11 protein-coding genes and 1 pseudogene are annotated in these 13,239 nt (G+C 67.6%); 6 read left to right on the top strand and 6 right to left on the bottom strand.

Going from position 1 to position 13,239, the window contains the following annotated elements; genetic code table 11:
• The 6 genes from AD428_RS13625 to AD428_RS13600 all read right to left on the bottom strand — a co-directional run.
• On the bottom strand, nt 1-554 hold a 554-nt coding region (locus tag AD428_RS13625), incomplete at its 3' end, for a hypothetical protein (RefSeq protein WP_053245544.1).
• Between the two features lie 203 nt (nt 555-757).
• A complete protein-coding gene (locus AD428_RS13620; RefSeq protein WP_053245543.1) occupies nt 758-2,440 on the bottom strand; it encodes a methyl-accepting chemotaxis protein in 1,683 nt (560 codons plus the stop codon).
• 208 nt (nt 2,441-2,648) lie between these two features.
• Nucleotides 2,649-4,268 (bottom strand): PepSY-associated TM helix domain-containing protein, encoded by a 1,620-nt coding sequence (locus tag AD428_RS13615; RefSeq protein ID WP_053245542.1) that lies wholly within the window; start codon nt 4,266-4,268, stop codon nt 2,649-2,651.
• Between the two features lie 34 nt (nt 4,269-4,302).
• Nucleotides 4,303-4,596, bottom strand: a complete 294-nt coding sequence (locus AD428_RS13610) for a hypothetical protein (protein WP_235490201.1) — start codon at nt 4,594-4,596, stop codon at nt 4,303-4,305.
• Nucleotide 4,597: 1 nt separating this feature from the next.
• Complete coding sequence (locus AD428_RS13605; RefSeq protein ID WP_053245546.1) at nt 4,598-4,870, bottom strand: hypothetical protein; 273 nt, start codon at nt 4,868-4,870, stop codon at nt 4,598-4,600.
• Nucleotides 4,871-5,005: 135 nt separating this feature from the next.
• Nucleotides 5,006-7,255: a TonB-dependent receptor gene (locus AD428_RS13600; RefSeq protein ID WP_235490181.1), complete on the bottom strand. Its 2,250-nt coding sequence runs from the start codon at nt 7,253-7,255 to the stop codon at nt 5,006-5,008.
• A gap of 316 nt (nt 7,256-7,571) precedes the next feature.
• Here AD428_RS13600 and AD428_RS13595 point away from each other — a divergent pair, with 316 nt between their 5' ends.
• The 6 genes and pseudogenes from AD428_RS13595 to AD428_RS13570 all read left to right on the top strand — a co-directional run.
• Nucleotides 7,572-8,756 carry a hypothetical protein gene (locus AD428_RS13595; protein ID WP_053245541.1) on the top strand — a complete coding sequence of 395 codons (1,185 nt, stop codon included), beginning with the start codon at nt 7,572-7,574 and terminating at the stop codon, nt 8,754-8,756.
• A 365-nt stretch (nt 8,757-9,121) separates the two neighbouring features.
• A complete protein-coding gene (gene tssA, locus AD428_RS13590; protein ID WP_053245540.1) occupies nt 9,122-10,177 on the top strand; it encodes a type VI secretion system protein TssA in 1,056 nt (351 codons plus the stop codon).
• A 45-nt stretch (nt 10,178-10,222) separates the two neighbouring features.
• Nucleotides 10,223-10,765: a type VI secretion system contractile sheath small subunit gene (gene tssB / locus AD428_RS13585; RefSeq protein ID WP_053245539.1), complete on the top strand. Its 543-nt coding sequence runs from the start codon at nt 10,223-10,225 to the stop codon at nt 10,763-10,765.
• Between the two features lie 11 nt (nt 10,766-10,776).
• On the top strand, nt 10,777-12,279 hold the full coding sequence (tssC, locus tag AD428_RS13580) for a type VI secretion system contractile sheath large subunit (protein WP_053245538.1): 1,503 nt from the start codon (nt 10,777-10,779) through the stop codon (nt 12,277-12,279).
• A gap of 49 nt (nt 12,280-12,328) precedes the next feature.
• A complete protein-coding gene (locus tag AD428_RS13575) occupies nt 12,329-12,811 on the top strand; it encodes an Hcp family type VI secretion system effector (RefSeq protein ID WP_053245537.1) in 483 nt (160 codons plus the stop codon).
• Nucleotides 12,812-12,925: 114 nt separating this feature from the next.
• Nucleotides 12,926-13,239 (top strand): annotated as a pseudogene (locus AD428_RS13570) (hypothetical protein); the annotation flags it as partial.

Below are 13,239 nucleotides of genomic sequence, written 5' to 3'. Positions count from 1 at the left end.
CGGCTGGACGCGGAGGGGCGGGCGGGGCCCTGGCGCGGAATGTCGAGGCTTGCGGGCACGGGTTCCAGGGCCAGCACTTCGCGGATGAAGTTGCGCAGCGACACCACGAGCTCGGTCGTATGGATGGGGCGGCCCTCGGCCAGTTCCGTGGCGGCCTGCGCGGCGAGCCGGACCTGTTCTTCCGTGCCCAGCAGGATGATGTCGGAAAGCGCGGCCTCGACCGCGTCGCGCACGCGTCGCGGGCGGTCGAAGCTGCCGGAGGGGCTGTCTTCCTCGGGCTCGCCCTGTTCTTCGCCCGCCGCGCCGCGCTGCCGCAGGTCGCGCAGGTGGGTGGGATCGACGGCCAGGTTGCCGGTGAAGGAGCCGCCCAGCGTCTTGTAGGCCGCGATGAGCGTGCGCAGCCGTTCGTTGATCTGCCGGTTCTCGCGTTCGCGGCGCTGCTGCAGCGTCTGCATGACGACCAGGCGTATGCCCACGCCGATCAGGGTGATGAGGGCCAGCCCCAGCAGCGTGGAAAGCAGGCCGTGCCAGGAGGTGAAATCGAAATTTCGCATGTGGAAGGCTCCGGAAGCGGCGGCCAGCGCCCGACGATGCCGTCTAGCATGCCAGAAACGCGGTCGGGCGCGAAGAAGACGAAGGCAGCGAGCGCGCTCGGGGCGTGGGCTTCAGCGCGCACACGGCCGTTCCGGCTGAGGGGCCCGTTTCCAACCGAGTGGACGGCTTGGGCCATGCCGGATGCCGGCCAGGGCCTGCGGCTTCAGAAGCTGGACCAGTCCTGCGCGGCCGGCGCCTCGCCCGGCTTCGGAGCGCCATGGGCCAGGCGCGGGGACACACGCCGGGAGACGCGCGGCGCGGCCGCGGCGGCGGGGTTGTCGTGCCGGGAATGCCCGATCCGGAACACGCTCACGAGCTGGACCAGTTCGGCGGCCTGCGAGTTCAGGCTTTCCGCCGCCGCGGCCGCCTCTTCCACCAGCGCGGCATTTTGCTGGGTGACTTCGTCGAGTTGGGAAACGGCCAGGCCGACTTGCGAGATGCCCTGTTCCTGCTCGCCGGTCGCGGTCCCGATCTCGGCAATCAGGGTGGCGACGCGGCGGACCTGTTCCACCACGTCGTTGATGGTGCGGCCGGCATGGTCGACGGTCTGGCTGCCGAGCTGGACTTTGCCGATGCTGTGTTCGACCAGATCCTTGATCTCGCGCGCGGCGTTGGCCGACCGTTGCGCCAGGGTGCGGACTTCGCTGGCCACGACCGCGAAGCCGCGCCCTTGCTCGCCGGCCCTGGCGGCCTCGACGGCGGCGTTCAGCGCGAGAATGTTGGTCTGGAAGGCAATGGAGTCGATGAGGCCGATGATGTCGCCGATCTTCTGGGAGCTGCGGGTGATCTCCTCCATGGTCCTGACCACGGCGTCTACCGCCTGTCCGCCGCGTTCGGCGGTTTCGCTTGCCTGCATTGCCAGGCTCGACGTGGCGCGTACGGTTTCCGCGTTCTGCCGGACGGTGGACGTCATCTGTTCCATGGACGCCGCGGTTTCTTCCAGGTTGGCGGCCTGTTCTTCGGTGCGCTGGCTGAGGTCGGTATTGCCCGCCGAGATCTGGTTGGCGCCGGTGGCAATGGCTTCGCTGTTTTGCCGCACCCGCCCGACGATGCCGGCGAGCTTCACGCGCATCGATTCCATGCTGGAGAGCAGGCTCGTTCCGTCGCCCGCGCGCAGCTTCACGGCCGTGGACAGGTCGCCGTCCGAGATCTGCTGCGCGATCCGCACGGCGTAGGCGGGTTCGCCGCCGAGCTTGCGCACAATGGAGCGCGTGATCGCGACGGAAACTGCGATGCCGAGCACGGCCATCGCGGCGGCCAGGACGGAGGCGAGCACCGTGGCCCGCGTTACGCTGTCTTCGGCCCGCAGGGCCACCAGGTCGGCCTGGTCGCGCTGGTAGCGCGCCAGGTCGTCCAGCACCTTGAAATACGCGGCCTGTTTCGGCGGCAGCTCCGACACGAGCACGGCGGTCGCCGCGTCGTCCTGGTTGCGCGAAGCCAGGTCGAGCGCTTTTTCCATGGTGGCGACATATGGGCCCCGGGCCTGCTTCAGGCGCACGACGAACTCCCGTCCCTCGGCGTTGACCAGGCGCTTTTCGAGCGCCTCGATGTCCGCCGTGATCTGGTCGCGCACTTTCAGTTGTTCGGCCATGAGCAAGCCTATCCTGGCCTGGTCTTCCTCGAAAACCGCGTCGCGGGCCAGGCGCGCGCGGACGTTCACGCCGTCCTTGATGTTGCCGGCATAGACCAGGTTGCCGATGCGCACGCGGGTAAGCAGATTGATGTCGGTCTGGATCTGGCCGAGGTAATGGCGCGCGACGAGCAGCCCCAGCACGCCGCAGACGATAACGCTGGCAAACGCCATGCCCAGCAATTGGCCCAGCCGCAGCCTTTTAAGAAAACCCATGCTTCCTTCCTGTCAACGTAAAGCCCTCCTGTTTCGAATCTCCGTTGTCACAGTGAGGATTCTTCGTCGACTTCGCTGCTTCGATCCCGCCCCGCTTGTCTCAATTACGAGGACCGCGGCGCCGAACTTAAACCCGCGCGCTTGACCTATATCAAGGCGCGGCGCAGTCGGCCATGCGCCGCCGTGGCGGCGCATGCCGGGCGGCGCGTTATGCGCTTTGGGCGCCGGCGCTCCAGACGCTTTCGCGAGGGCCGTGTTTGACGCGCCGGGACGTGGCGCGCGCCATCCATGCGAAGCCCAGGGCGCCGGCCAGGGCGGTGAGATCCACGGCCAGCGTGGCGGGGGCGGCATGGGCCCAGGGGCCGGCCGCGGGGTACAGCCAGCCCAGCAGCGACGTGGCGGGAATGGCCAGGGTGAGGGCCGTGGCCAGCCACAGCAGGTGCACCGACGCCGCCGCCGCGCCGCGCGCGAAGGACCAGGCCAGGCTGCCGAAGAAGGCCAGGTAGTAGAGCGTCCGGATCCACGCATCGGGATCGCCGACGCGGCCATGCAGCCATTTGGAGGCGGCAATCATGAGCGACACCCCGCATACGCAGCCGAGGCAGACGCCCACGGTGGCCGAGGCCATGAGGCGGGTGTCCAGTCGCTGCGCCGGCACGGCGCCGCCCTGGCGGTCGGCGCGTTTGCGGCGGGTTTCGATCCACAGCAGGTTGCCGCTGTAGAACAGCCACGCGCCGGCCAGCCCGAGCACGAAATACATCCACTGCACGGCGGCGCCGCCGAACGCGGCCATGTGCAGCGCGAAGAAACTGCTGATCAGCAGGTTGGGCGCGTTCTGTCTGCCCGGCATGTAGTCGCTGTTGAGAACCTTGCCCGTGTAGGGATCCAGCGCGACGAAGCCGCCGCGCGCGCGGGGCGAGACGGCGGCGGCGTCCTTGCCCCATACGCGCACGAGCGCGCGCGGGCCGGTGACTTGCTGGTATTGCAGGCCGTAGGGCTCGAAACCGGGCGAGAGGGCGCGTGCCCGGGCAACCAGTTCCTGCGGCGCCAGCATGGCGGCCGGGTCGCGCGGCGCGGCGGCCGGCGCCGCGCCGCCGGGCCGCTGGAAGGACGCCTCGAGCCGGCCGCCGTGCAGCAGCTTGTCCTGGATGAGATAGATGCCGTCGTGATAGGCGAACACGACCGAGCTCAGGGCCATGACGATGTGAAAGGGCAGGCTGACGATGCCCACGACGTTGTGGGCGTCCAGCCACATGCGCTTGAGGTTCTTGCCGACCCTCAGGGCGAAGAAGTCCTTGACGAGGGAGGGCAGCAGCACGACGACGCCCGACACCAGGGCTACCGCGTACAGCGCGGCGATGACGCCCATGATCCAGCGGTTGGGGTCGTTGTCCACCGGCAGGCCGACCACGCGATGCAGCACGTCGATGAAGGCTCCCAGACCCGACGGATGGGCCGGCTCGACCTGGGCCGCGCCGCCGCCGTCGAGATAGGCCATGTAGTGGCGGACGGACGACTCGTCGTGATCGTCCGCGCCGGGGTCGCGCACCGCCCATTCCATGCGGGCGGGCACGTGTTCGGCATCCCGGAGGTGGATGTTGAAATCGCGGGCGACTTCGGGATGCGCCCGCAGCGTCTTGGCGATGAGGTCTTGCGCCTGGTCCAGCGGCACGAGTTCGATGGCCGGCTGCGGCGAGGCCCAGCGTGTCAGGGGATCCTTGAACACCGTGAGCGCGCCGGCATAGAAGGCGATGAACAGCGCCATGCCGGCGACGATGCCGGTCCAGGTGTGGACCGATTTGTAGATGCGGATGTAGTCGGCTCTCATGATCGGTGTGTCCGGGGAGGGAAGGGCGCGGGCTTCAGGCCAGCCGGGCCAGCCACAGGCCGCCGTGGACGAGCAGCGTGGCGCCGCCCAGCCAGGCCCACGCGCGCAGGCCGCTGGAGAAGAAGTAGACGCAGCCGGCGATGCCCAGCCAGATGGGGGGCACGACCCACATGACGAGCTGCGCGCGCGTGGTCAGCGGAATGTCCTGGGTGAAGTGCGAGAGCAGGCCGCTCGCGCCCAGGGCCAGCGCCAGGCCGAGCAGCACGCCGGCAAGCGTCTTGGAGGTCCAGTCGCGCCGGATGGGGGCGGGTTTTTCGTTGCGGATCATGTCAGCGGCTCCGGCGGATGCCGACCAGCGCGCCCACGTAGGGCACCAGCCAGAAGAAAAGCATGAGCGCGGTGGCGAAAGCGAAAAGACCGGCGACCGTGTCCATGCGCTGCAGGAAGCTCCAGGCGCCGGCCGCCAGCAGTGCGGCGCCGATGACGCGGGCCGGCAGGCGGGGCCAGGCCGCCTCCCGCCACCGCTGGTTGGGAGAGGCCATGTAGATACAGAAACAGCCCGCCAGCACGGCGGTCAGGCCAATGAGGATGAAGGCTTGCATCGTTGTTCGGTCCAGGCAGTCATGGATGATGTCGGCGGAATGCGGCCGGCGGCGGGGGCCGCCGAGCTGGAAGCGAAAGGCCGCGGGCGCGGACAGGCCCCGCAAGGCCCGTCCGCGCCCGGCCGCCGGGAAGAATCAGAAGCTCACGCTCGCCGACGCCATGACCGACCGCCCTGGTCCGAGCGTGGCGACGGGCGTGGTGTCGCTGAAGGCGCCCGAGTAGTAATGCTTGTCGAACACGTTGTTGACGTTCAGGCGCAGCACCACGTCGCGGCCGGCCAGTTTGGCGGCGTAGCGCGCGCCCAGGTCGAGCTGGCCCCAGCCGGGGATTTCCAGATTGTTCGCGGCATCCAGGTATTGCGTGGTGGAGGCTTGCAGGCGCGTGCTGAGCGTCAGGCCCGGCACCCAGGGCGTATCCCATTCCATGCCGATGTTGCCTTGCCAGCGCGGCGCGCCCACGGCGGTGTTGCCGTCGTATTGGCCGAAGGCGGTCTTGGTCTGCACGCCCTGGGTGTACGTCACGCCGCCCAGCACGCGCACGCCGCGCGTCAGTTCGCCGAAGGTGTTCCACTCGATGCCGCGCACACGCTTCTCGCCGCCGTCGGAGTAGGTGGGATTGTTCGTGGTTCCAAACGCCACCATCGTGGGCTTGGTGATCTCGAACAGCGCCAGCGTGTTGGTGAAGGCGCCGGCGTCCCACTTCACGCCCACTTCTTTCTGCTCGGTCTTGTAGGGCGCGAAGGTCTGGCCGTAGTTGGTGGCCAGCGTGTCGGTGACCGATTCTCCCTTGCTCAGGCCCTGCACGTAGTTGGCGTACAGCGAGACGGCCGGCCCCCAGGGCTTGACGACCAGGCCGAAGGCGGGCGTGACCGCGCTCTTGTCGTAGCGCGCGGTGACATCGCCCGTGGTGGCGTTGTACGAGGTGGTTTTCACGCGCTGGTTGCGCACGCCGGCCGTGAAGCGCACCTTGTCGTCCAGGAAGGAGATGGTGTCCACCAGCGCGACGCTGGACAGCGTGTTTTTCGCCGTCCTGGAAGTGGAGTCCGGCACGGCCGGCATGGGGGGCGTGATCGGATCGTAGATGTTGGAGGTGAAGGTCGTGCGGGGGCTGGTGGGGGCCGAGCCATCCTCGATCTTCATCAAGGTGCCTTGCAGCACCACTTCGTGCGCGACGCTGCCGGTATTGAAGCGTCCGCGCAGGCCCGCTTCGGACGAGGTCGTGTCGGTGTAGCTGCGCTGGCCGGTAATGATGCCGCTGAAATTGCCGTTGGAGTCGACGTTGCGCGCATGGGTGCCGTTGATGAAACCCATCGCGTCGTAATCGCGCTTGCCCAGGCCGGCGAAGGCGGAGAGGTTGTCGTTGAAGCGGTATTCGAGCCGGCCGATCACGGCATTGCTCTGCAGGCTGCCGTAGGTGCCCTTGAACAGGTTGATGCTGGGGTCGGGCGCGGCGGGAATGTGCGTGGCGTTCGCGCTGAACAGGTACATCGCGGGCGTGCCGCCCCGGAACGATTCCTGGCTGTGGTAAGCGTCCAGCGAGGCGCTCAGGGCGCTGCCGCGATAGTCCAGCCCGGCCGAAATGAACTCGCGCTTTTTCTTCTGCCCGTCCACCGCGGTCGCGCCGTCGCTGAACGCGCCGTTGACGCGCACGCCCCATTCGTTGTTGTTGCCGAAGCGGCGGCCTACGTCGAGGTCGGTGCCCAGCTGGCCGTCGGACTGGTAGTTCACCGAGGCTGTGGCGTTGGGCGTGTCTTCGGCGCGCTTGGGCACCAGGTTCACCGTGCCGCCCACCGCGCCGCTGGGCGCCATGCCGCTGAACATGGCGCTGGGGCCCTTGAGCACTTCCACGCGCTCGACGAATTCCAGCGGCACGTGGCCGCCCGGCGCCAGCCCGAACATGCCGTTGATGGCGATGTCGTTCTGGTTGACGTCGAATCCGCGGATGCGGAAGTTCTCGTAAGCGTGGCCAGTCGAAGTGGTGAAGCGGACGGACGGGTCGTTGGCCAGCACGTCGGCCAGGGTGCGGGCCTGCTGGTTCTCGATCAGCTCCGAGGTGTAGCTGGTGATGTTGAAAGGGGTGTCCATGACGTTCTGGTTGCCCAGAATGCCCAGGCGGGCGCCTTCGGCCACCTGGCCGCCCGCGTAGGGCGCGGGCGCGCTGTCCGCGGACATGGAGGTCGCGGTGACCGTCACGGTGGGCAGGGTGGTGGCGCCCGACGCGCTGTCGGCCGGCGCGTCTTGCGCCCAGGCGGAAGGGAAGGGCAGCAGGGCTGTAAGTGCGATGCCCGGGGCGGCGCGCCTGATGGCCTGCGACAGCGGCGACAGGCGGCAGCGGCGCTGCGCGCGGCCGAAGAATGCCGTCCCTGGGGTGAGTTCTTTGGACAAAATATTTCCTCTTTCAATATTGATAATGATTTTTGTTGCGATTATAGGCGCAGCGGCCGCAGGAGAAAGCAGACTCTGTTGGAAAGACGCAACGGCGCGGGCCTGCCGCTGCCTGGCCGTTTCCGCTGCGCGGGCCCGGCGCGGGAGCGGGGCCGCGCATCCTGACCGCAGCCTGTCGGCACGCGGCCCGGCGCCCCGCGCGCCGATGCTTGCGCGCCGGTGCGGCATCGGCAATGATCGGCGTCTATGGCGGACCCGGGTCCGCGCGCCGCCGCTTCCGCGGCGGCGGACATGGCCACCGCTGGAGCTGTTTTCGATGTCTTTGCCCCTGGTTTCCCTGGGCCGCCCCGACGTGGGCGGCATCCGTATCGACACGGCCGGCGCGTCCGCCGCCGCCGAAGCCTGGGAGCAGGCCGGCCGGTTCCTGTCCAGCCTGTCGCTGGACGAAGCCGCGGCGTGCGACAGGCTGTCCGGCGACGCGCCGGGCGTGCGGATCGCGCTGCGTCCGGCCTTCGCGGCCGCGCATCTGCCCCAGGCCGACACGACCGGCGCGGCCGCCTCGCTGGGCCTGCGCACGGACGCGGACGAGGCGGACCTGGACCGCGAGATCGTGCTCGCCATGCTGGCCTGTCCGGTGGCGTTCACCTTTCCCGACGTGGCGGAACTGGAGTCGGCGGTGCGCATCCGCCGCTACATCGTGCAGGCCGCGCGCAAGACCGCGCTGGCCTTCGATACGGAGCACGCGGAGCGGCCGCCCGAATACTGGACCTACGACGAAGCGCGCGGCTTCACCATCCTGCCGGGCCGCTCGCTGGTCGAGGGCTTGCGCCGCGCCACGCAGCCGGAGGCTTCCGGCCAGCTCTATGCGTTCTCGTGCTACCGGGCCACGGAATACGTTACGGTGCTGGGCATCGCGCAGGAGCTCCAGCAGGTCAATCCGGAGCTCGCGGCGCGCCTGCAGCGCCAGTGGGAAACGCGCGCGGTGATGTCGGGCCGCTTCCACGACGCCTTCCTGCGCGAATACGGCTCGCTGGCCAGTCCGCTGCCGCCGCGTTTCTACGTGCCGGGAGACAGGCTGTGGTTCCGCAATCCCGACGAGCATTCCTCGAACGTCGAGGGTTATGAAGGTTCGTGGGTGTTCTACCTGGGCGCGGGGCGCTTCAATAATTTCTGGGAGCGCGACCGGCCCTACACTCTGACCTCGAAGTGCGTGGAGATCTACCATTGGCGACATGGCGCGCGCACGGACGCCGCGGGCAGGCTCTTCATCGATGAAGACATCGTGAAAGCGCGGGTGGGGCGGACGCTGGACGACCCCGGAGCCACGGCGCGGGTGCTGGAGCGCATGCTGCGCATCCGCGACCCGCAGGGCGTGTATGCGGAGGGAGGCTGCATCGACGCCACGCGCGAATGCGCGCGCTGGGTGCGGCCGGGACATGCGGACATCGTGCTGCCGGAATTTCCGCAGCCGGACCTGGCCTGGGGGCGGACCGCCCGATGAGGGCGGCGGGCGGCACAACCCGTCAAGAAATACGTGGGCTAATTACGTCCCCTGTTTTCAATGTGATACGAAAGTATTGAGGTTACGTCCATGACAGATGTGTCATGTATCAACGGCTGCGGAAACCTCGATCAAATCCGACTTTTTGTGTCTGCCGTTCGAGCGCGGATTACATTTCTTCTCATCCAACTACAAATTTCCAACAAAACGGCGGCGTTCGTTAGAAGAGCAAAGTTTTGTTAGTTGTCGCCATTTCCGCGGGGTGTCGTACCTAGAATCCGACCTTTCCAAGGTATGGGCCCGTTCCGGGCGCCGGCTCCGATACGCGAGCCCGGGCTCGGAACCCACCCGGCGGATCAGGCACGATGGCATTTGCAGAAGCGACTTCCACATTGTTGAACCCGGACCTGCCCTGCGGCGAGGATCTGGAGTACGACCCTGTGTTCCTGGCGCTGCAGCAGGCGGCGCTGGGCAAGAGCGAGCAGCAGTTCGGCGACACCATCATTCCGGCCGAGCCGGCCGACTGGCGCGAAGTGGAGCGGCTGGCCCAGCAGCTGCTGGAGCGCACGCGCGACGTGCGCATCCTGGCCTACCTCACGCAGGCGTGGACCGAACTGCGCGGACTGCCCGGCTATGCCGCCGGCCTGGGTCTGATCGCCGACACCCTGGAGCGCGACTGGGAACCCGTGCACCCGCGCCTGGAGATCGACGGCGAGTTCGATCCGCTGCCGCGCATGAATGCCCTGGCGTCGCTGTGCGACACGCTGGGCGCGGCGCGCAGCGTGCGTTCGTCGCGCCTGTTCAGCGGCGTCCATGGGCAGCTCACGCTGCGCGACGCCGAAACGGTGATCGAGGGCGGCCGGGCGGCCGAACAGATCTATCCCGGAGGCCGCGAGCGCCTCACGGAGAACCTGCGCCAGGCCTGGCTGCAGCAGGCCGCCGAAGCGCTGGCCATCGACGAGGCGCGCCAGACGCTGCGGCGCATCCAGTCGCTGGTGTCCGGCCGCATCGGCGATGAGTGGTGCCCCGATTTTTCGGGGCTGCTGCGCAGCCTGGACATGGTCGCGCAGGCTTGGGCAGGCGTGGAAACCGCAAGCGCCCAGCCCGAGCCGGAGCCCGAACCCGCGCCGCAGGATGCGGCCGCCGCCGCGTCCCCCGTCGCCGCGCCCGCCGTTTCCTTGCGCTGGCAGGATGCGCGCATCCTGTCGCGCGAGGACGCCGTGCTCATGTTGAGCAAGGTGAGCGCGTACTTCGAGACGCATGAGCCCAGCCATCCCGCGCCTTACCTGATCCGCCGCACCCAGCAACTGATTTCGCTGAGCTTTCACGACATTCTCAGGAATCTCGCGCCGCAAGGGTTGGAACAGTTCGAAGCCTGGCTTCCGAGGAACGAGGCGGGCGGCCCGGACGGCGGCGCGTAACCGCGCGCCCCGGCCTTTCTCAATGAACGAAATGGAGAAGTCATCATGGCTACAACGTTGAAGGGCAGCGGGCAGAAATTCATTGCCCGCAACCGCGCGCCCCGCGTACAGATCGAATACGACGTGGAAATCTACGGCGCCGAACGCAAGATCCAGCTTCCGTTCGTGATGGGCGTGCTGGCCGACCTGGCGGGCAAGTCCGAGACGCCGCAGCCGGAAATCGCCGAGCGCAAGTTCCTCGACATCGACATCGACAATTTCGACGAGCGGCTGAAGTCCATCCGGCCGCGCGCCGCGTTCCAGGTGCCCAACACCCTGACGGGCGAAGGCAGCCTCAACGTGGACATCAGTTTCGAGAGCATCGACGATTTCTCGCCCGCCACCGTGGCGCGCAAGGTCGGCGCCCTCAATGAGCTGCTGGAAGCGCGCACCCAGCTGGCCAACCTGCTGACTTACATGGACGGCAAGACCGGCGCGGAAGAGCTGATCGGCAAAGTGCTGAAGAACCCGGCGCTGCTGAACGCGCTTGCATCGACGCCCAATCCCGAGGCGGCGCCCGCCCCGGCATCCGAAGAACCGAAGGCTTGAGGGAGCACGCCATGACCGCTGTGGCCAAAAGCGAGCAAGCGCGCGCCGCGCAGGCGCTGGAAGCGGACGATCTGTCGTCCCTGCTGCGCAAAGAGTTCAAACCCAAGACCGAGCAGGCCCGCGAGGCCGTGGAGCACGCCGTGCGCACGCTGGCGCACCAGGCCCTGGCCAACGCCCAGGTGGGCCTGGGCTCGGATGCCTACCGCACCATCCAGGCCATCATCGCCGAGATCGACCGCAAGCTGTCGGAACAGATCAACCTCGTCATGCACCACCCCGACTTCCAGCAACTGGAAGGCGCGTGGCGCGGCCTGCACTACCTGGTGACCAACACCGAGACAGACGAGCTGCTGAAGATCCGCTTCATGTGCATCTCGAAGAAGGAGCTGAGCCGCACGCTCAAGCGCCACAAGGGCGTCGGCTGGGACCAGAGCCCGATATTCAAGCGCGTGTACGAGGAAGAGTACGGGCAGTTCGGCGGCGAGCCCATCGGCTGCCTGGTGGGCGACTACTACTTCGACCACAGCCCGCCCGACGTGGAGCTGCTGGGCGAACTGTCGCGCATTTCGGCCGCGGCGCACTGCCCTTTCATCGCCGGCGCCTCGCCCAGCGTGATGCAGATGGATTCCTGGCAGGAGCTGGCCAATCCGCGCGATCTGACCAAGATTTTCACCAACACCGAGTATGCCGCCTGGCGCAGCCTGCGCGAGTCCGAGGACTCGCGCTACATCGGCCTGGCCATGCCGCGCTTCCTGGCGCGCCTGCCCTACGGGGCGCGCACCAATCCGGTGGACGAGTTCGACTTCGAGGAAGACACCGACGGCGCCAACCACGACCGCTACACCTGGGCCAATTCGGCCTATGCGATGGCGGCCAACATCAACCGTTCTTTCAAGCTGTATGGCTGGTGCACTTCGATCCGGGGCGTGGAGTCCGGCGGCGCGGTGGAAAACCTGCCTTGCCACACTTTCCCGACCGACGACGGCGGCGTGGACATGAAGTGCCCGACCGAAATCGCCATCAGCGACCGCCGCGAGGCGGAGCTGGCCAAGAACGGTTTCATGCCGCTGGTGCATCGCAAGAATTCGGATTTTGCCGCCTTCATCGGCGCGCAATCGCTGCAGAAGCCGCACGAATACTACGACGTGGACGCATCGGCCAACGCCAAGCTGGCGGCGCGCCTGCCGTACCTGTTCGCCTGCTGCCGTTTTGCGCACTACCTGAAGTGCATTGTGCGGGACAAGATCGGGTCGTTCCGCGAGCGCGACGACATGGAGCGCTGGCTGAACGACTGGATCATGAACTACGTCGATGGCGATCCGGTGAATTCTTCGCAAGAGACCAAGGCGCGCAAGCCGCTGGCGGCCGCCGAGGTGCAGGTGCAGGAGATCGAAGACAACCCGGGGTACTACTCGGCGAAGTTCTTCTTGCGGCCGCACTATCAGCTCGAAGGGCTGACGGTGTCGCTGCGCCTGGTGTCCAAGCTGCCTTCGCTGAAGCAGAACGAAGGCTGAGGACGCGTCTACTCATCTTTGTGCTCGCGAGCACGCATAGGAGAAAGCAGTGGCTGTTGATATGTTCATGAAGATCGATGGCGCCAATGGCGAATCGAAGGACGCGAACCACAAGGACTGGACCGATATCGTGTCCTTCTCGTGGGGAGCGACCCAGCCCGGCAACATGGCCTCGGGCGGCGGCGGCGGGGCCGGCAAGGCCAGCTTCAACGACCTGCATGTCGTGGCGCGCATCGACAAGGCCGCCCCGGCCGTCATGAAGCATTGCGCGTCCGGCAAGCACCTGAGCAAGGTCGAGCTGTCGGTGTGCAAGGCGGGCGGCCAGCAGGTCGAGTACTCCAAGATCACCCTGGAAGACGTGCTGGTGACCTCGGTGCAGATCAGCGGCGAGAACCTGTCCGAAGCGGTGATGGTGAACTACGCCTTCCAGGCCGCCAAGGTCAAGCAGCAATACTGGGAGCAGACCGAGAAGGGCGGCAAGGGCGCCGAAAGCCTGGTCGCCTGGGACATCAAGCAGAACAAGGAGGGCTGATGCCCGGGGCGCGCCGCGGCGCGCCCGTCGGCCGGGAGGCGGCGCATGGCCGCGGCCTCCCGCTCCTGATTTTTCCCGCTACGGCTGTTTTTTCTTTCCGGGACCGGCTCTTCCATGACGCAAACCCTTACGCTGAGCGACGGCGGCATCGCGCAGAAATTGACCCTGGTGCAGGAGCGCATCCGCGCCCAGCCTGCCGACGCGGACCTGCGCGCCCAGCTTTTCCAGCTCGCGGCGGTGCAGGGCGACTGGAAGCGCGCGGCGGACCAGTTGCGCATCAGCGCCGAGCTCAACCGCCAGGCGCAGCCGGTGGCGGCGCTCTACCAGGGGGGCGCTGGCGGCCGAGGCGCAGCGGGAGGCGGTATTCGCGGGCCGGGCCGAGCCCGCCCTGCTGGGTCCGGCCGAACCATGGGTGGAAACGCTGGCGC

This window comes from Achromobacter sp. DMS1 (assembly GCF_001270295.1).
Note: the sequence above shows the minus strand (reverse complement) of the source record. Positions and strands in the feature narration are given on the sequence as shown.